We start from the raw sequence: 17,591 nt of genomic DNA on the forward strand, positions 1-17,591 counted from the left end.
ATGCGCGGGCGTCCCACGGTCCAGCGCTTCCGCCGACCTCCGAACGCCAAGCCCCTTTTATTTGACAGCGTTCTGCTCTAGCCCGGCGCTTCCAGACACGTCCAGACCGAAAGGGACCCCATGGCAGACGAGAACTTCCCGGTCCATGCCGAGATCACCGGCCCGATCGTGATGATCGGCTTCGGCTCCATCGGGCGCGGCACGCTGCCGCTGATCGAGCGCCACTTCAAGTTCGACAAGTCGCGCTTCACCGTGATCGACCCGCGCGACACCAGCCGTCACCTCCTCGACGAACGCGGCATCCGCTTCATCCAGGAAGGCGTGACGCGGCAGAACTACCGCGATCTGCTGACGCCGCTTCTGACGGATGGCGGCGGCCAGGGCTTCCTCGTCAACCTATCGGTCGACACCGGCTCGGTCGACCTCATGCGCATGTGCCGCGAGCTCGGCGTCCTCTACATCGACACGGTGGTCGAGCCCTGGCTCGGCTTCTACTTCGACGACACGATGTCGAACGCCGACCGCACGAACTATGCGCTGCGCGAGACGCTGCGCAAGGAGAAGCGCAAGCATCCGGGCGGCACCACGGCGGTCTCCACCTGCGGCGCCAATCCGGGCATGGTCTCCTGGTTCGTCAAGCAGGCGCTCGTCGACATCGCGCGCGACACCAACCTCGACTTCGAGGAGCCGGGCCCGGACGACCGCGAGGGCTGGGCGAAGCTGATGAAGAAGGTCGGCGTCAAGGGCGTCCACATCGCCGAGCGCGACACGCAGGTCGCCGCCAAGCCGAAGCCGCGCAACGTGTTCTGGAACACGTGGTCGGTCGAGGGCTTCCTCTCGGAGGGCATGCAGCCGGCCGAGCTCGGCTGGGGCACGCACGAGAAGTGGATGCCCAAGAACGGCAAGACTCACAAGAAGGGCTGCCAGGCCGCCATCTATCTCGAGCAGCCCGGCGCCAACACGCGCGTGCGCACCTGGTGCCCGACGCCGGGCCCGCAATACGGCTTCCTCGTCACGCACAACGAGTCCATCTCGATCGCGGACTACTTCACCCATCGCAACAAGGAGGACGAGGTCACCTATCGGCCGACCGTCCACTACGCCTACCACCCGGCGAACGATGCGGTGCTGTCGCTGCACGAGCTGTTCGGCGCGGCCGGCAAGATCCAGCCGGAACACCACGTCCTCGACGAGAACGAGCTGGTGGAAGGCATCGACGAGCTTGGCGTCCTCCTCTACGGGCACGAGAAGAACGCCTACTGGTACGGCTCGCAGTTGTCGCTTGAGGAAACACGCCGCATCGCGCCCTACCAGAACGCGACCGGCCTGCAGGTCACCTCGGCGGTGCTCGCCGGCATGGTCTGGGCGCTCGAGAACCCGGAAGCCGGCATCGTCGAGGCCGACGAGATGGACTATCGCCGCTGCCTCGAAGTGCAGCGCCCGTATCTCGGACCGGTGAAGGGCTACTACACCGACTGGACGCCGTTGACCGACCGCCCGGGCCTCTTCCCCGAGGATCTCGACGAGAAGGACCCCTGGCAGTTCCGGAACATCCTCGTCCGATAAAGTCGGATAACCAAAATCAACAGTGGAAAAGCCGCAGGTCATCCTGCGGCTTTTTCGTTATAGTCTGGCGCATCGGTTCGCCCGCCCTAACATTCAGCCCCAAGTGCTTGATGCGCTTGAGGAGTGTCTGATGGGCGAGTTCTTGTCCGAAGCCCAGCGTAAGCGCAGTATCATCCGCGAAATCATGGACGCGGCTATGTCCGGCTCACCCGGTTCGATCGCGCGCCACTTCGCGCCCGGCGCCATGTTCTCCAACCGGAACAACGCGGGGATCATCGACGCGCCCTGGTTCAACCGGATGGAGGGCGAGTATCGCCTGCAGGGCGAGGAAGAGGCCAAGTCCTTCCTGAACGAGCTCCTGCGCCGTGCGACCTACATCTCCTACAAGCCGCGCGGCATCGTGGTCGAGGACGACGAGGGCGCGAGCCGCTGCGACTGGACGCGGCAGGACGAGACGAACGGCTCGCTCGTCACCGGCAGCACGATGTACTGGTTCTCCTTCACCACGGACGGTCGCATCCGCTCGATCGAGACGATCGGCACGATCCATTCTGTGATTTCGCCCAAGCGCGAGGAAGCGTTCGCGGGATCTGGCACACGCGGCTGAGGATAGCGCGACGGGCGCCCATGACTCCGGGCGGCATCTGCCTTAAACTTATTTCAACCTTTATCGTTTGCCCCTCCGGAGTCGCCGATGCGTTCCTTCACCCGCGCCTTGCCCGTCCTTGCCGCCGCGCTCGCCCTGTCGGCCTGCGAGACCATGGCGCCGCCGCAGCAGATGGCGGTCGCCCCGCGCCCGGCGGGTCTCGAAGGCGAGTGGTCATCGGTCGGGGGCCCGGTCGCCTACACCGCGACCTTCGCGGGTGGGCGCTTCACCTCGAAGGAAGCGGCGACCGGCGCCGTTCTCGCCGAGGGCAACTACACCAAGACGGGTCAGGCGCAGGCCAGCATCATCTACACCTCGCGCTCGCGCAACCAGCAGGTCTCGGTGAACTGCGCGCAGATGTCGGCCGACCGGCTGGCCTGCGTCAACGCCGACGGCAGCCGCTTCGAGTTCAGCCGCAAGGCCTGATCGGGTCCTGAGCGGGGCGGACGCTTTGTCCGCTTGCCCGCACGCCCTCCCCTGTCCATATCCGACTGCGGCGGCGGCCCCAAGCGGCCCGCCGCCGCAGTCGTTTCCGGTTCCTTGCAAGCGAACGCGCCCATGCTGACCAGCCCTCATCCCGCCGCGTCCTCCACCGCGATCGGCCCGCTGCCGCCGGGCCATCCGCCGGTGAAGCCGAAGAAGGTGGGCGTGCTCCTCGTCAATCTCGGCACGCCCGACGGCACCGACTACAAACCGATGCGGCGCTATCTCCAGGAATTCCTGTCCGACAAGCGCGTCATCGAATGGCCGCGTGCCGCGTGGTTCCCGATCCTCTACGGCATCGTCCTCAACACGCGGCCGAAGAAGTCCGGCCACGCCTACGAGCAGATCTGGAACAAGGAACGCAACGAGAGCCCGCTACGTACCTTCACCCGCTCGCAGGGCGAGAAGCTCGCACAGCGCATGTCGGGCGAGCGCAACGTCGTGGTGGACTGGGGCATGCGCTACGGCAACCCGTCGATCGCGACCCGCGTCGAGGCGCTTCGGGCGGAGGGGTGCGAGCGCATTCTCTGCTTCCCGCTCTACCCGCAGTATTCGGCCTCGACCACCGCGACGGTGAACGACAAGTTCTTCGAGCACCTCATGGCGCAGCGCTGGATGCCGGCCGTGCGCACGGTGCCCGCCTACCACGACGAGCCAGTCTATATCGAGGCGCTCGCGCGCTCGATCGAGACGCATCTCGCCTCGCTTCCCTTCGAGCCCGAACGCGTCATCGCCTCCTATCACGGCATCCCGCAGAGCTACTTCCGCAAGGGCGACCCGTATCACTGCCACTGCCAGAAGACCTCGCGCCTCGTCGAGGAGCGCCTCGGCTGGGAGAAGGGCCGCTTCATGACCACCTTCCAGTCCCGCTTCGGGCCGGAGGAGTGGCTGCAGCCCTATACCGACAAGACGGTCGAGGCGCTCGCCAAGCAGGGCATCAAGCGCATCGCCGTCCTCAACCCCGGCTTCGTCTCGGACTGCCTGGAAACGCTCGAGGAGATCGCGGGCGAGGCCGGCGAGATCTTCCGCGAGCACGGCGGCGAGCACTTCAGCCACATCCCATGCCTCAACGATTCCGAGGACGGGATGGACGTGATCGAGCACATGGTCCGCCGCGAGCTACGCGGCTGGGTGGACTGACGCGGAGCGCTCGCCCGGCGGCAGACCGCCGCCGCCCTCAGGCGACGCCGATGCGCAGGAGGTCGTGGAGGTGGATGATGCCCACCGGCCTCTCGTTATCCACCACCATCAGCGCCGTGATGTTGGCACCGTTGATGATGTCGAGTGCCTTGGCCGCCAGCGTGTCGGGCCGGATGGTCTTGGGCGAGGGCGTCATCACCTCGTCCACCGTGCGCGACAGGAGGTCGGAGGCGAGGTGACGGCGCAGGTCGCCGTCGGTGACGATGCCGAGCAGCCGCCCGGCCTCGTCCACCACCGCGACGCAGCCGAAGCCCTTGCGCGAGATGGCGAGGATCGCCTCGCCCATCTTCGTGCCGCTCGCCACCAGCGGCAGCGCCTCGCCCTTGTGCATGACGTCGCCGACATGGCGAAGGCTCGCGCCGAGCTGGCCGCCGGGATGGAAGACGCGGAAGTCGCTGGGGCTGAAGCCCCGACGCTCCAGGAGCGCGACGGCCAGCGCGTCGCCCAGCGCCAGTTGGAGCGTCGTCGAGGTCGTCGGCGCGAGGCCGTGCGGGCAGGCCTCGGTGACGCGCGGCAGCACGAGGCGCTCGTCGGCGGCCGAGCCGAGCGCCGAGGTCTCGCGCGAGGTGATGGCGATCAGCGGGATCCGGAAGCGCCGGGTGTAGGAGACGATGCCGGTGAGTTCGGCCGACTCGCCCGACCACGACATGGCGAGCACCGCGTCGTCGCGCCCGATCATGCCGAGATCGCCGTGATTGGCCTCGACCGGATGGACGAAGAAGGCCGGCGTGCCGGTGGAGGCGAAGGTCGCGGCGATCTTCGAGGCGACATGGCCGCTCTTGCCGATGCCGGTGACGACGAGGCGCCCGCGCACGCCGGCGATGAGGTCGAGGCTGCGCTCGAAGGCGGCGCCAAGATCGCCCGCCAGCGCGTCGGCGAGGAGCGACAGGCCCTCGGCCTCGGTGCGGACGGTGCGGATCGCCGATTGGGTGCCGGGGGTGGGGTCGGCGGCGAGCGGAAGAGCGTTCAGGGTCATTCGCATCCCTTACTCCCGCGGCGCGGTACGCGCCAGCGCCCTCGCCCCACGTGCCGTTCGGTCAGCCCGGCTCCATGATGGGCGCCTACGAATCGAGACATCGATGCCCTCCGGCCGGCCGACGCGCTGCGCCCATCACCCGATCGGACATGACGCCCCTCCTTCGCCCCCTCCTCGCCTCGCTGCTCCTGAGCGCCGGACCGGTCGCAGGACTTGCGCTGGCGCAGGATGCCGGCGACGGGCCCCCGATCCGCGGGCGTGCCGACGAGATGCGCCTGTCCGACACGGTGGACCTTCGCACGCAGACGCAGGATTCCCGCGAGCGCGAGGCGGTGCAGCCGCTCGATCCTGCGCAGCGCGAGCTGTCGAACGACCTCGACACCCCGCTCGCCGACCCGGCCGAAGCGCCGCCGCCTGCCCGGCCGGACGCCGACGCCGCCGATCCCGCCGAGGCGCTCGACCTCTTCGCCGGCCCGCCGGAGCCGCGCCGCGAGAACCTGCCGCAGTCGACGCGGCAGGCCGCTCCGGCCCAACCGGTCGATGCCGGCGTCCGGCCGGCGCGCGCCTCGCGCACGGGCGCCGCAGCCGCGCTCGACGGGATCGCTTCCGCCGACGCCGAGTTGGCCGCGGATGAAACGGAACTGCGCCCTGCCGCCGCCGACCTGCCGCCCAATCTGTTCCGCGCCGTCGGCCCTGTGCGCAGCCCGACGCAGGACACGCAGCTCGGCCGCCAGGGCGGTGCGGGCCTCGACGACCTCCGCCGCGCCCTGCCCCGGACGCCAGACGACCCGTTCGCGCCGCTCGGCCTGCGGCTCGGCTCCTTCACGCTCTATTCCACGCTGGAGCAGAGCTTTGGCACGTCCGACAACCTGACCAACACGCTCGACGGGGTGCGAGGCGCGTTTTCCGAGACCTCCGGCTCGGTCCGCCTCCTCTCGAACTGGGACCGCCACGAGGCGGAGATCAACGCGCTCGCAAGCTTCCGCCGCAACGATTCCGGGCCCTTGCAGGACGTTCCGCGGATCGACGTCGACGCGCGTCTTCGCCTCGATATGAGCCGCGACTGGACTGCGACGCTGCGCGGTGCGCTGCGCTTCGACCGCGACGATCCCCTGGTGAGCGGCCCGGCCACCGCGGAAGCGTCGACGCGCGACATTCTTGCCTATTCCGCCGGCGCGACGCTCGCGCGCGATGTCGGCCGCCTCCACAACCAGCTCGACCTGTCGGCGGTGCGCGAGGACCGCGACGACGGGCTGTTCGACGGCGCCGTGCGCCGCCTCGACGACAGCTTCACCACCTGGAGCGTGGGCCTTCGGACCGGCTACGACGTGACGCCCGCGCTGCGCCCCTTCGTGTCGGCGAGCGTCGGACGACGGCTGTTCGACGAGACCCTTCTCGGCTCGCCCTCGCGCGACAGCCTCATCCCGGCGCTGCGCGGCGGGGTTGGCTTCGACTGGGGCGAGAAGCTGTCGGGCGACGTCGCGGTCGGCTACGCCTGGAACGTGCCGGACGACGACCGGCTCGGCACGGAGGCGAGCCCGACCATCGACGCAAGGGTGAACTGGTCGCCGCGACGCGGCACCGATGTCCTTCTGCAGGCCGAGACGTTCTTTGAACCGGACACGTCGGGTCTGGCAACCTCGACGCTCTACCAGGCTTCGCTCGGCCTTCGCCACCGCGCAACCGCGCGGATCGATCTCGAAGGGCGCCTGATCGTCGGCCTTCGCGACGGACCTGTGGCGGGCGACGAGAACCTCTATGCGGCCGAAACGGGCCTCACCTACTGGCTGAGCCGATACCTCGCGGTGACCGCGCGCTACCGATACGACCGGTTCGATTCGCCGCTGCCGGGGCTCGACTACGACGCCAACACGTTCCGGCTCGGGGTGCGGCTCCAGCGCTGAGCACGAAAAAGGGGCGCCCTGCGGCGCCCCTTTCTCATATTCGGTGCTCGTGGAGCCCTTACTCGGCCGCCGTGCGCGGCGCAGTGCGGCGCTCTTCCGGCTCCACCGTGCGCATCAGCTCCTCGAGGTCGTCGAAGACCTTATGGCGGATGTCGTGGCGCCACAGGGCGAAGGCGACGTTGGCCTGGATGAAGCCTTCCTTGGAGCCGCAGTCGAAGGTGCGGCCGGCGAACGGGTAGGCGAAGAAATCCTGCTGCTTGGCGAGTTTCAGCATGCCGTCGGTCAGCTGGATCTCGTTGCCCGCCCCCTTTTCCTGCGTCGACAGGATGTCGAAGATCTCGGGCTGCAGGATGTAGCGGCCGGAGATGAAGAAGTTCGAGGGCGCCTCGTCGGCCTTCGGCTTCTCGACCATGCCGTCAATGCGGAAGCCCGAACCGACCTCGGCGCCCTTGCCGACGATGCCGTACTTGTGGGTCTCGGCCGGATCGCACTGCTCCACCGAGATGACGTTGCCGCCGGTCTCCTCGTAGAGTTCGACCATCTTTTTCAGGCAGCCCTGCGTGTCCTGCATGATCATGTCGGGCAGGAGGAGGGCGAAGGGCTCGGGGCCGACGAGGTCGCGCGCGCACCAGACCGCGTGGCCGAGGCCGAGCGGGGCCTGCTGTCGCGTGAAGCTCGCGGTGCCGGGCGTCGGCTGCAGGCTGTCGAGGAGCTTCAGCTCGGTCTGCTTGTTGCGGTCGGTCAGCGTGTTCACGAGCTCGACCTGAATGTCGAAGTAGTCCTCGATCACGCCCTTGTTACGGCCCGTGACGAAGATCAGGTGCTCGATGCCCGCCTCGCGGGCCTCGTCCACGACGTACTGGATCACGGGGCGGTCGACGACCGTCAGCATCTCCTTGGGGATTGCCTTGGTGGCCGGCAGGAACCTCGTTCCAAGACCCGCCACCGGGAAGACGGCCTTCCTGACCTTGCGCATTCGTGATCCTTCCTGCCGGTTACGAGATCGTGACTATATGCCCGATCGAAACGTCGCGTCGAGCGAATCGCCCGCGAGCGCCGTGATTTCGCCCAAGAAGATGCTGATTAGATGACACCTCACACATCGAAAAGCTTTTCGTGTCCGGACGTGGTAAAGGAAGCGTTCACATCCGCCCTCTAGACTCGAGGCCCTCGCTAACGTTCTGTCCTTCCAAGGAGTAGACCCATGCCTGGACCGATCCACAAGCGCCTCCTCAGCCTGTCCGCGGGCTGCCTCGCGCTCTTGGTCGCCACGGCCTCGACGCCCGCTCTCGCCGACGCCGGTTTCCGCAGCTGGATCTCCGGCTTCGAGAAGACGGCGGTGGCGAACGGCATCAGCCGCAACACCTATCGCGCCGTGTTCGCGGGCGTCAGCGAGCCCGATCACGACGTGATCGAGAAGGCGCGCTTCCAGCCCGAGTTCCAGGACAAGATCTGGGACTATCTCGACAACCGCGTGAACGACGAGTCGGTCGCCGAGGGGCGCCGGATGCTGGTCGAGTACAAGCCCTGGCTCGACCGGATCGAGAAGCGCTTCGGCGTCGACCGGCACATCCTCCTCGCCATCTGGTCGATGGAATCGAACTACGGCCGCATCCTCGAGCGCGACGACGTGATGAAGAGCGTGCCGCAGGCGCTGGCGACGCTCGCCTACATGGATCCCAAGCGCGCCAAGTTCGCCCGCACGCAGCTTCTGGCGGCGCTGAAGATCGTGCAGGACGGCCACGTGACGCCTAAGGGCCTCACCGGCTCCTGGGCCGGCGCGATGGGCCACACCCAGTTCATCCCGACGAGCTACCAGGCCTATGCCGTGGATATGGACGGCAACGGCCATCCCGACATCTGGAACTCGATCCCCGACGCGCTGGCGACCGCGGCCAACCTGCTCGCCAAGAACGGCTGGCAGACAGGCAAGAGCTGGGGCTACGAGGTCGTGGCGCCCGGCGGCTCGGCCGACATGCGCGGCTCCAACCGCAAGCTGTCGCAGTGGGCCGCGAGCGGGTTCAAGCGCGTCAGCGGTCGCGCCTTCCCGAACCCGGGCGACAACGCCAACCTCCTGATGCCGGCAGGAGCCTCGGGCCCGGCGTTCCTGATGACCAAGAACTTCTTCGTCATCAAGCGCTACAACAACGCCGACAAGTACGCGCTCGGCGTCGGCCATCTCGCCGACCGGATCGCCGGCTACGGCGACTTCGCGCAGGCCTGGCCCCGTGGCTACACGCCCCTCTCGATGGAGGAGCGCTACGAGGTTCAGCAGCGGCTGACCAACCACGGCCTCTACGACGGCAAGATCGACGGCAAGATCGGCTCGGGCTCGAAGGCCTCGATCACGGCCTACCAGCGCCGGGCGGGCGTCGCCGAGGACGGCAACGCCTCGAAGGCCCTCCTCGACCTCCTGCGGAAGCACTGAGCATCATGGCGGACACGATCCACGCGCGGGCGTCCCGCGCCTTCCTGTCCGCCATCCTGGCCCTTTGCGTCGTGGGCGCCGAGGCCTCGCACGCGCCGAGCGCCGAAGCCCAGCAGCGGCGCGGCCTCCTCGACATGCTGTTCGGCGGCGGGCGCACGGAAACGCGCCAGCCGCCGCAGCGCGTCGAGCAGCCGCCACAGCGTCGGCAGGTGAAGAAGGTCCGCAAGGCGAGGAACCCCGGCGCGTCGGCCCAGCGGCCGAAGGCCGGCAAGGCGCTCGCCGCCGCGGGCGGCGCCGCAGCTGCCGCGGCCGTCACCACCGCGCCGGTCGAGAAGAGCGAGACGGCGCGCACCGTTCTCGTCGTCGGCGACTTCATGGCCGGTTCGCTCGCCAAGGGGCTGGAAGAGGCCGTCTCGCAGAACCGCGAGATCCGAGTCGTCTCCAAGGTCGACGGCTCCTCCGGCCTCGTTCGCGAGGATCATTTCAACTGGCCTTCCGAGATCGGCAAGACCATCGCCGAGACCAAGCCAGCCGTCGTGGTGGTGATGCTCGGGGCGAACGATCGGCAGGCGATCCGCGAGGCCGGGTCCTCGCTCGCCCTGCGCACCGCCGAATGGAGCGACCGCTACACGGCGCGCGTCGAGGCGCTGGCCTCGGCCGTGCGCGCGGCCGGCGCCTCGCTGGTCTGGGTCGGCGCCCTGCCCTTCGACGTCGATCGCGCCAGCGAGGACATGGTCTACTTCAACGACCTCTACCGGACCGCGGCCCTGAAGGCAGGCGGCGAGTTCGTCGACGTCTGGGGCGGCTTCACCGATGCCAACGGCGCTTTCGTCGCGTCCGGGCCCGACATGGCCGGCCAGACGGCGCGCCTGCGCAATTCCGACGGCATCACCCTGACCGGCGCGGGCTCGGACAAGCTCGCCTACTTCGTCGAGAAGCCGGTCACGCGCATCTTGGGTCTCAGCGTCGACGATCTCGTGGCGAGCCTCGGATCGCAGCAGATGTCGGCTGCCGACCTGCCTTCGGCGGGCGACCTCGCCTCGGCCACGACCACCCCGCCCGTCAGCTTCTCCGACCCCAGCCTCGACGGCGGCGACAATCTCCTCGGCGGCGCGGTGGCACCGGGCGTCAAGCCGCATGGCGACGCCAGCCCGCGCGCCAAGCTCGTCGTCGCCGGCGCGCCGATGGATCCGACCGAAGGTCGCGCCGATCATTTCAACTGGACGGGCCGCAGCGGCGCGGTATCGCCGACGACGCAGGGCAATGCGATCGTCTTCCGCGGGTCGACGACGCTGGACGAGTTGCGCCGTCAGGCGAAGGATGCCGGCGCACCGGAAACCGAGGGCGCAGCGGATGCCGCCGCGCGCAGCCTGCCCGATCCCACCCGGCCCTGAACCGTCAGAGCGACAGGACGCCGAGCGCCGTCGCGGCCACCACGCCGTAACGCGCGAGCTTGCCGAGCCCGACGAGGGCGAGGAACGGCGCCCAGCGCACGCCGAGAAGACCCGCGACGAGCGTCAACGCATCGCCCACCACCGGCACCCAGGCGAGAAGCAGCGACGGCAGCCCGAAGCGCTGGAACCAGCGACGGGACCGGGCGAGATGCCGTTCCGAGACAGGGAACCAGCGCGCGTCGCTCCGGTGCATTAGCCAGCGCCCGCAGGCCCAGTTGAAGAGGCTGCCGAGCGTGTTGCCAACGGTGGCGATCAGCACCAGGAGCACCGGATCGAAGCCGCCCTTCAGGATCAGGGCGACGAGCAGCGCTTCCGACGAGCCGGGCAACAGCGTCGCCGACAGGAAGGCGGAGACGAAAAGGGCCCCCTGGACGACCAGGGGACCCGCATCCGGCAGAAGGTCGCTCAATCCGATTCTCAGGCGGCGCGCGCCGCCGCTTTTTTCTCCAGCCGGCGACGGTGGAGGACCGGCTCGGTGTAGCCGTTCGGCTGCTCGCGGCCCTTCAGGACAAGTTCCAGCGCCGCCTGGAAGGCGATCGAACGGGCGGGATCGGTCGCCATCGGCTCGTAGGCCGGATCGCCGGCGTTCTGCTTGTCGACCACGGCCGCCATGCGCTTCATCGTCTCGACGACCTGCGCCTCTGTCACCACACCGTGGCGCAGCCAGTTGGCGATGTGCTGGGACGAGATGCGGCAGGTGGCACGGTCCTCCATCAGGCCGACATCGTGGATGTCGGGCACCTTGGAGCAGCCGACGCCCTGGTCGACCCAGCGCACGACGTAGCCGAGGATGCCTTGCGCGTTGTTGTCGAGTTCTGCCTGCACGTCCTCCGGCGTCCAGTTCGGGCGAACGGCGACGGGGATCGTCAGGATATCCGCGAGCTCCGTGCGCGGATGGCCTTCGAGGCCGGCCTGCACCTTGGCGACCGAGATCTCGTGGTAGTGCGTCGCATGGAGCGTGGCGGCCGTCGGCGAGGGCACCCAGGCGGTGTTGGCGCCGGCCTTCGGGTGGCCGACCTTCTGCTCCAGCATCGCGGCCATCTTGTCGGGCATCGCCCACATGCCCTTGCCGATCTGGGCATGGCCCTTGAGACCGCAGGCGAGCCCGGTGTCGACGTTGCGGTCCTCGTAGGCCTTGATCCAGGTGGACGCCTTCATGTCGCCCTTGCGGATCATCGGTCCGAGTTCCATCGAGGTGTGCATCTCGTCGCCGGTTCGGTCGAGGAAGCCGGTGTTGATGAACACGACGCGTCGGCGTGCCCGGCGGATGCATTCCTTGAGGTTGACGGTGGTGCGCCGCTCCTCGTCCATGATGCCCATCTTCAAGGTGTCGGGCGCGAGGCCGAGCGCCGTCTCGACGCGAGAGAAGATCTCGTCGGCGAACTCCACCTCGTCCGGCCCGTGCATCTTCGGCTTCACGATGTAGACCGAGCCGGCGCGGCTGTTGCGCGGCCCGTCCGTCTTCTTGAGATCGTGCATCGCGATCAGCGAGGTGAACATCGCGTCGAGGATGCCCTCCGGCGCCTCGCGGCCATCGGGCAGAAGAACGGCCGGGTTGGTCATGAGATGCCCGACATTGCGCACGAGCATCAGCGAACGGCCGGGCAAGGTCAGCGCCCCGCCGTCGGGCGTCGTGTAGTCGCGGTCGGGGTTGAGGCGGCGCGTCATCGCGCGCCCACCCTTCTCGAAGGTCTCGGCGAGATCGCCCTTCATCAGGCCGAGCCAGTTGCGGTAGACCGCGACCTTGTCCTCGGCATCGACCGCGGCGACCGAATCCTCGCAGTCCTGGATCGTGGTGACGGCGCTTTCCAGCACGACGTCGGAGACGCCGGCGCGGTCGATCTTGCCGATCGGCGTCGAGGGATCGATCACCACTTCCGCGTGGAGGCCGTTGGTCGCAAGAAGGATCGCCTGCGGAGCGTCCGCCGCGCCGCGATAGCCCGCGAACTGCTCCGGCTTCGCCAACGCGGTCTCGCGGCCGTCGAGGCGCACGACGAGCCGGCCTGCCGCAACGGTGAAGCCGGTGGCCTCATTCCAGGACGCGCCGTCGAGCGGCGCCGAGCGGTCGAGGAAATCGCGCACCCAGGCGACGACCTTGGCGCCGCGCGCCGGGTTGTAGTCCCGGCCGCGCGCGGCGCCCCCGTCTTCGGGGATGGCATCGGTGCCGTAGAGAGCGTCGTAGAGCGAGCCCCAGCGCGCGTTCGCCGCGTTCAGCGCGAAGCGCGCGTTGAGGACGGGCACGACGAGCTGCGGCCCGGCGATCGTCGCGATCTCCGGATCGACATTGGCGGTCTCGACCGAGAACGCCTCACCCTCCGGCACGATGTAGCCGATCTCGCGCAGCAACGCTTCGGCCTCCGCGCCGTCCACCGCCCGCCCCTGCCGCTCGGCGCACCAGCGGTCGATCCGCGCTTGCATGTCGTCGCGCACCTTCAGGAGCTCGCGGTTGCGCGGCGCGAGATCGGCGAGGATCTCGGCGAGCGAGCGCCAGAACGCATCGGCCTCGACGCCCGTGCCCGGCAGCGCCTCGCCCTCGACGAAGCTCTTCAGCGCGGAGGCGACCTTCAGGCCGTGGATCTCGACGGTTTCGGTCATGGCGCGGGGTTCCTCCAGTCAAGCAATGGTGTGTCCGGGTTTGGGGGATGGAAATACCTCTGTCAAACGGGATGGGTAGGGAGCGGTCTCCAAGGGTTGCCAAAGCCGCCGCGTGCCGGGACACTCCGGCCCATTGCGAAGCGCCAGCCCGTTTTAGAGCGAAGGAGCCCTTGATGCGATCCGCCCTCCTCGGCCTCGTTGCCTGCCTTTCCGCCGGCACCGCCCTGCCCGCCCGCGCGTTCGACCTCACGATCCTGCACATCAACGACTTCCACAGCCGCGTGGAGCCGATCTCGAAGTCGGACGGGCCCTGCTCGCAGAAGGACGCGGCCGAGAACGCGTGCTTCGGCGGCGTCGCGCGGATCGCGAGCGCTGTGAAGGCCGAGCGCGCGGCGGCCGGGAGCACGCCGACGCTCCTCCTCGATGCGGGCGACCAGAGCCAGGGTTCGCTCTTCTACACGCGCTACCGCAACGACGACGCGGCCGAGTTCATGAACACGATCGGCTTCGAAGCAATGGCGGTCGGCAACCACGAGTTCGACGACGGCGTGCCGGTGATCGAGAAGTTCGCGGGCGCCGTGCGCTTCCCCATGCTGATGGCGAATGCCGATCTCGTGCGCGAGCCGGGGCTGGCCAAGGTCGTCAGAGCCTCGACCGTGATCGAGAAGGACGGCGAGCGCATCGGGGTGATCGGCCTGACGCCGCAGGACAACCAGGAACTGACGGCCGCCGGCAAGTCGATCACCTTCACCGACCCGGTGGAGGCCGCCCGGCGCGAGGCCGAGACGCTGACCGCGGACGGCGTCACCAAGATCATCCTCCTCAGCCATTCCGGCTACGAGGTGGACAAGCGCCTCGCGGCCGAGGTGCCCGCGATCGACGTCATCGTCGGCGGCCACTCGCACACGCTTCTCTCCTCTACCGACCCGAAGGCGGCGGGGCCCTATCCGACGCTGGTGAAGGGACCGGACGGGCGCGACGTGCCGATCGTCCAGGCCTATGCCTATTCGAAATATCTCGGCAAGCTCACCGTCTCCTTCGACGACGAGGGGCGCGTGACGAAGGCGGAAGGGGCGCCGATCCTTCTCGACGCCTCGGTGCCGGAGGACGCGGCGATCAAGGCGCGCGTCGCCGAGCTTGCCAAGCCGCTGGAGGAGATCAAGGCCAAGGTCGTCGCCGAAGCCGCCGCCCCGATCGACGGCCAGCGCGACACATGCCGCGTCGCGGAATGCCAGATGGGCAACCTCGTCGCCGACGCGATCCTCGACCGCACCAAGGACCAGGGCACCACGATCGCGATCGGCAATGGCGGCAACGTGCGCGCCTCGATCGACCAGGGGCCGATCACGATGGGCGAGGTGCTGACGGTCCTCCCCTTCCAGAACACGCTGGCGACGTTCCAGCTGACCGGGGCCGACATCAAGGCGGCGCTGGAAAATGGCGTCAGCCAGGTCGAGGAGGGTGCCGGCCGCTTCCCGCAGGTGGCGGGTCTTCAGTTCGACTGGTCGCGGAAGGGCACGCCGGGCGTCGATCGCGTGAAGGCGGTGCGCGTGAAGTCGCCCGCCGGCGAATGGCAGCCGATCGACCCGGCCGCGACCTACACGGTCGTCTCCAACAACTTCCTGCGGCAGGGCGGCGACGGCTACTCGGTGTTCGCCACCAAGGCCGAGAACGCCTACGATTTCGGGCCCAACATGGAAGACGCGGTAGTCGCCTATCTCCAGGACGGCCGCTCGCCCTACACCGCCTCGACCGGCGGGCGCATTCGCGAGATCGAGTAGCCCGTTACGGGTGCGGCCGGAGGCGCTGCGCCCTCAGCGTTCGGCCAGAAGAACGCGGTGGTCGAGAAAGAACTTGGCGAAGAAGGGCAGGCTCGCCGAGCCGACCTCGCGCGCCGCCCGGCCGATCGTGCCCTCAACGACGGTGACGGGCGGCAGGCCCTGCAGATCGATCCGACCGAGCGCCTGGCGCGTCGCCTCCGTCAGGCGTGCGCGCACCGAGGCGGGAAAACTGCCGTCGATCACTGCCTTCTCGAAGTCGTAGACCGAAACGGCCGAGGCGATCGCATGGGCGAGTCCCTCCGCAGCTTCCGCGATCCAGGCTTCGAGGAGATCCCCAAGCCCGGTCCAGTCGGCGTCCTTGCGCCAGAGCTCGACCGCCGAGCGACCGGCTTCCTCGACCCGGCGCTCGAGGACGTGGATCGAGGCGGCGTGGATCAGCTGGTGGCGACCGCCGCCGGGCGCGGGCACCGGCATCGAACCGAGCGCACCGGCATTGCCGGTGCGCCCCGACACCAGCGTCCCGTCGATCACGATGCCCCCGCCGACGAAGGCGCCGACGAAGAAATAGATGTAGTCGGCCGAATCGATCGTGCCGAACGCCTGCTCGGCACCGCAGGCGGCCGTCACGTCGTTGGCGATGTAGACCGCCTCGCCGGTGAGCGTCTCCAGCTCGGCCGCCATGTCGAGATGGCGCCATTCCTCCATCTCGCCGCTCGGCGCGCCGTTGGCCTCGCCCCAGGACCAGAGCTCGAACGGCATGCCGACCCCGAGCCCGGCGATACGCCGGCGAAGGGCCGGCGGCAGGCTGGCGCGCAGGTCCGCGACGCCCTCCTCCACGAAGGACTGGATCTCCGAGCGGCGGGGAAACCGGTAGAGGACGTCGCGCGAATCGCGCACCTGACCCACGAAGTCCATCAGAACGATCTCGCTGGTGCGCCGCCCAAGCTTCAGGCCGAAGGCGAAGGCGCCGTCCGGGTTGAGGCGCATGGGCACCGACGGCTGGCCGACGCGGCCGCGCCGAGGCTCGCCCGCCAGCACCAGTCCCTCCGCCTCCAGCGAGCGCATGATGACGGACGCCGTCTGCGGCGACAGGCCGGACAGGCGGGCGATCTGCGACTTGGCGAGTTCGCCGTGCCGGCGGATCAGCGACAGCACCGCCCGCTCGTTGTGCGCCCGCAGGCCCGCCTGATTCGAGCCGCGCAGGCGCTCGTCGGTTGCTTCGCGAACGGAGCCAGCCGGCGACTCGAGGCCGGGCAGGTTCGCATCGTTCATGGATGTGGTCCCCTGGCCGCCAGACCGGGCGGCGATAGATCAACCTTCACCAACCTGAAAAACCTGTCAATAAATAAATCTTCGTGAGTTATCGATTGACAGGTATAACCCGAGGCTGTTGGATGCTCCCTGTTCGGCGCGGACTAGGAGAGCCGCCCGACGGGACGCCATGACGGGCGTCGCATCAGTTTCGGGAGATCGTCCTTGGCCATTCGTCGTTTTCTTGCATCCGCCGCGCTCGGCGCCCTCGGCCTCGCCGCCATGACGGCCGGCGCCTCCGCCCAGTCGCCGATGACCGTCTGCCTCATCACCAAGACGGACACGAACCCGTTCTTCGTGAAGATGAAGGAAGGCGCCGAGGCGAAGGCCAAGGAACTCGGGATCAACCTGCAGTCCTACGCGGGCCGCGTCGACGGCGACCATGACAGCCAGGTCCAGGCGATCGAGAGCTGCATCGCGGCCGGCGCCAAAGGCATCCTGATCGCCGCCTCCGACACGAAGGCGATCGCCTCCTCGACCCAGAAGGCGCGCGACGCCGGCCTGATCGTGATCGCGCTCGACACGCCGCTCGAGCCGCTCACCGCCGCCGATGCGACGTTTGCGACCGACAACTTCGAGGCGGGCGTCCTGATCGGCCAGTGGGCCAAGGCCAAGATGGGCGCGGACGCCGAGAACGCGAAGATCGCCTTCCTCGACCTCACGCCGCAGCAGCCGTCTGTCGCCGTCCTGCGCGACCAGGGCTTCATGCAGGGTTTCGGCATCGACGTGAAGAACAAGGACGTCGTCGGCGACGAGGACGACAAGCGCATCGTCGGCCATGACGTGACCAACGGCAACGAGGAAGGCGGCCGTCAGGCCATGGAGAACCTTCTCCAGAAGGACCCGACGATCAACCTCGTCTACACGATCAACGAACCGGCGGCGGCCGGCGCCTACGAGGCGCTGAAAGGCCTCGGCCTCGCCGACAAGGTGACGATCGTCTCCGTCGACGGCGGCTGCCCGGGCGTCGCCAACGTCAAGGACGGCGTGATCGGCGCGACCTCGATGCAGTATCCGCTGAAGATGGCGTCGATGGGCGTCGAGGCGGTGAAAACCTATGCCGAAAGCGGCAAGAAGCCGGAGGCTTCGGCCGGCCTCGAGATCACCAACACCGGCGTCGACCTCGTCACCGACCAGCCGGCCGAGGGCGTGAAGTCGATGGACACCACGGCCGCCGCCAAGGCCTGCTGGGGCTGATCGGTCCTTGAAAACGCGGGAAGCCTTCGGGCTTCCCGTTTTGACGTCGA

Annotated in this window: 14 protein-coding genes; 9 read left to right on the plus strand and 5 right to left on the minus strand. The window is 68.5% G+C overall.

The genetic code is table 11. From position 1 onward, the window contains the following. Positions 1–120: 120 nt before the first annotated feature. From BM175_RS08185 to hemH, 4 genes are all read left to right on the plus strand, one after another. Positions 121–1,566 carry a homospermidine synthase gene (locus BM175_RS08185; RefSeq protein ID WP_090961795.1) on the plus strand — a complete coding sequence of 482 codons (1,446 nt, stop codon included), beginning with the start codon at positions 121–123 and terminating at the stop codon, positions 1,564–1,566. 130 nt (positions 1,567–1,696) lie between these two features. After that, positions 1,697–2,173, plus strand: a complete 477-nt coding sequence (locus tag BM175_RS08190) for a nuclear transport factor 2 family protein (protein WP_090961797.1) — start codon at positions 1,697–1,699, stop codon at positions 2,171–2,173. Positions 2,174–2,260: 87 nt separating this feature from the next. Then, entirely contained in the window at positions 2,261–2,638 is a 378-nt protein-coding gene (locus tag BM175_RS08195) for an Omp10 family outer membrane lipoprotein (protein ID WP_090961799.1), read from the plus strand. Positions 2,639–2,770: 132 nt separating this feature from the next. Continuing rightward, on the plus strand, positions 2,771–3,835 hold the full coding sequence (gene hemH / locus BM175_RS08200) for a ferrochelatase (protein WP_090961801.1): 1,065 nt from the start codon (positions 2,771–2,773) through the stop codon (positions 3,833–3,835). A 37-nt stretch (positions 3,836–3,872) separates the two neighbouring features. Here the strand turns inward: hemH and BM175_RS08205 are convergent, their stop codons facing one another. After that, positions 3,873–4,871, minus strand: coding sequence for a KpsF/GutQ family sugar-phosphate isomerase (locus BM175_RS08205; RefSeq protein WP_090961803.1), 999 nt, complete (start codon positions 4,869–4,871; stop codon positions 3,873–3,875). Positions 4,872–5,020: 149 nt separating this feature from the next. Here BM175_RS08205 and BM175_RS08210 point away from each other — a divergent pair, with 149 nt between their 5' ends. After that, positions 5,021–6,775 (plus strand): outer membrane beta-barrel protein, encoded by a 1,755-nt coding sequence (locus BM175_RS08210; RefSeq protein WP_175526799.1) that lies wholly within the window; start codon positions 5,021–5,023, stop codon positions 6,773–6,775. A 58-nt stretch (positions 6,776–6,833) separates the two neighbouring features. Here BM175_RS08210 and galU read toward each other — a convergent pair whose 3' ends face one another. Beyond that, positions 6,834–7,751: a UTP--glucose-1-phosphate uridylyltransferase GalU gene (gene galU / locus BM175_RS08215; protein ID WP_090961807.1), complete on the minus strand. Its 918-nt coding sequence runs from the start codon at positions 7,749–7,751 to the stop codon at positions 6,834–6,836. Positions 7,752–7,979: 228 nt separating this feature from the next. On the opposite strand from galU, the gene BM175_RS08220 reads away from it, so the two are divergent. After that, positions 7,980–9,203, plus strand: a complete 1,224-nt coding sequence (locus BM175_RS08220) for a lytic murein transglycosylase (protein WP_090961808.1) — start codon at positions 7,980–7,982, stop codon at positions 9,201–9,203. A gap of 5 nt (positions 9,204–9,208) precedes the next feature. Next, the gene (locus tag BM175_RS08225) at positions 9,209–10,597 is read left to right on the plus strand and encodes an SGNH/GDSL hydrolase family protein (protein ID WP_090961810.1); all 1,389 of its coding nucleotides are present in this window, start codon (positions 9,209–9,211) and stop codon (positions 10,595–10,597) included. Between the two features lie 4 nt (positions 10,598–10,601). On the opposite strand, the gene BM175_RS08230 is transcribed toward BM175_RS08225, so the two are convergent. Both BM175_RS08230 and BM175_RS08235 read right to left on the minus strand, forming a co-directional pair. Beyond that, a complete protein-coding gene (locus tag BM175_RS08230) occupies positions 10,602–11,066 on the minus strand; it encodes a YqaA family protein (RefSeq protein ID WP_244545923.1) in 465 nt (154 codons plus the stop codon). An 8-nt stretch (positions 11,067–11,074) separates the two neighbouring features. Further along, complete coding sequence (locus BM175_RS08235; protein ID WP_090961812.1) at positions 11,075–13,252, minus strand: malate synthase G; 2,178 nt, start codon at positions 13,250–13,252, stop codon at positions 11,075–11,077. Positions 13,253–13,425: 173 nt separating this feature from the next. Here BM175_RS08235 and BM175_RS08240 point away from each other — a divergent pair, with 173 nt between their 5' ends. Beyond that, a complete protein-coding gene (locus BM175_RS08240) occupies positions 13,426–15,033 on the plus strand; it encodes a bifunctional metallophosphatase/5'-nucleotidase (RefSeq protein ID WP_090961814.1) in 1,608 nt (535 codons plus the stop codon). Positions 15,034–15,066: 33 nt separating this feature from the next. On the opposite strand, the gene BM175_RS08245 is transcribed toward BM175_RS08240, so the two are convergent. Continuing rightward, positions 15,067–16,305 carry an ROK family transcriptional regulator gene (locus BM175_RS08245; RefSeq protein ID WP_090961816.1) on the minus strand — a complete coding sequence of 413 codons (1,239 nt, stop codon included), beginning with the start codon at positions 16,303–16,305 and terminating at the stop codon, positions 15,067–15,069. Between the two features lie 210 nt (positions 16,306–16,515). On the opposite strand from BM175_RS08245, the gene BM175_RS08250 reads away from it, so the two are divergent. Further along, positions 16,516–17,541, plus strand: coding sequence for a sugar ABC transporter substrate-binding protein (locus tag BM175_RS08250; RefSeq protein ID WP_425285266.1), 1,026 nt, complete (start codon positions 16,516–16,518; stop codon positions 17,539–17,541). The last annotated feature ends 50 nt before the right edge of the window (positions 17,542–17,591 follow it).

The sequence above is a fragment of the Aureimonas phyllosphaerae genome, assembly GCF_900113065.1.
GTDB classification, from domain to species: domain Bacteria; phylum Pseudomonadota; class Alphaproteobacteria; order Rhizobiales; family Rhizobiaceae; genus Aureimonas; species Aureimonas phyllosphaerae.

Bases quoted from the DNA above. Each gene is read 5' to 3' on its own strand.
- BM175_RS08185 (WP_090961795.1), top strand. From the start codon at position 121: ATGGCAGACGAGAACTTCCCGGTCCATGCCGAGATCACCGGCCCGATC.
- BM175_RS08190 (WP_090961797.1), top strand. From the start codon at position 1,697: ATGGGCGAGTTCTTGTCCGAAGCCCAGCGTAAGCGCAGTATCATCCGC.
- BM175_RS08195 (WP_090961799.1), top strand. From the start codon at position 2,261: ATGCGTTCCTTCACCCGCGCCTTGCCCGTCCTTGCCGCCGCGCTCGCC.
- hemH (WP_090961801.1), top strand. From the start codon at position 2,771: ATGCTGACCAGCCCTCATCCCGCCGCGTCCTCCACCGCGATCGGCCCG.
- BM175_RS08205 (WP_090961803.1), bottom strand. From the start codon at position 4,871: ATGACCCTGAACGCTCTTCCGCTCGCCGCCGACCCCACCCCCGGCACC.
- BM175_RS08210 (WP_175526799.1), top strand. From the start codon at position 5,021: ATGACGCCCCTCCTTCGCCCCCTCCTCGCCTCGCTGCTCCTGAGCGCC.
- galU (WP_090961807.1), bottom strand. From the start codon at position 7,751: ATGCGCAAGGTCAGGAAGGCCGTCTTCCCGGTGGCGGGTCTTGGAACG.
- BM175_RS08220 (WP_090961808.1), top strand. From the start codon at position 7,980: ATGCCTGGACCGATCCACAAGCGCCTCCTCAGCCTGTCCGCGGGCTGC.
- BM175_RS08225 (WP_090961810.1), top strand. From the start codon at position 9,209: ATGGCGGACACGATCCACGCGCGGGCGTCCCGCGCCTTCCTGTCCGCC.
- BM175_RS08235 (WP_090961812.1), bottom strand. From the start codon at position 13,252: ATGACCGAAACCGTCGAGATCCACGGCCTGAAGGTCGCCTCCGCGCTG.
- BM175_RS08240 (WP_090961814.1), top strand. From the start codon at position 13,426: ATGCGATCCGCCCTCCTCGGCCTCGTTGCCTGCCTTTCCGCCGGCACC.
- BM175_RS08245 (WP_090961816.1), bottom strand. From the start codon at position 16,305: ATGAACGATGCGAACCTGCCCGGCCTCGAGTCGCCGGCTGGCTCCGTT.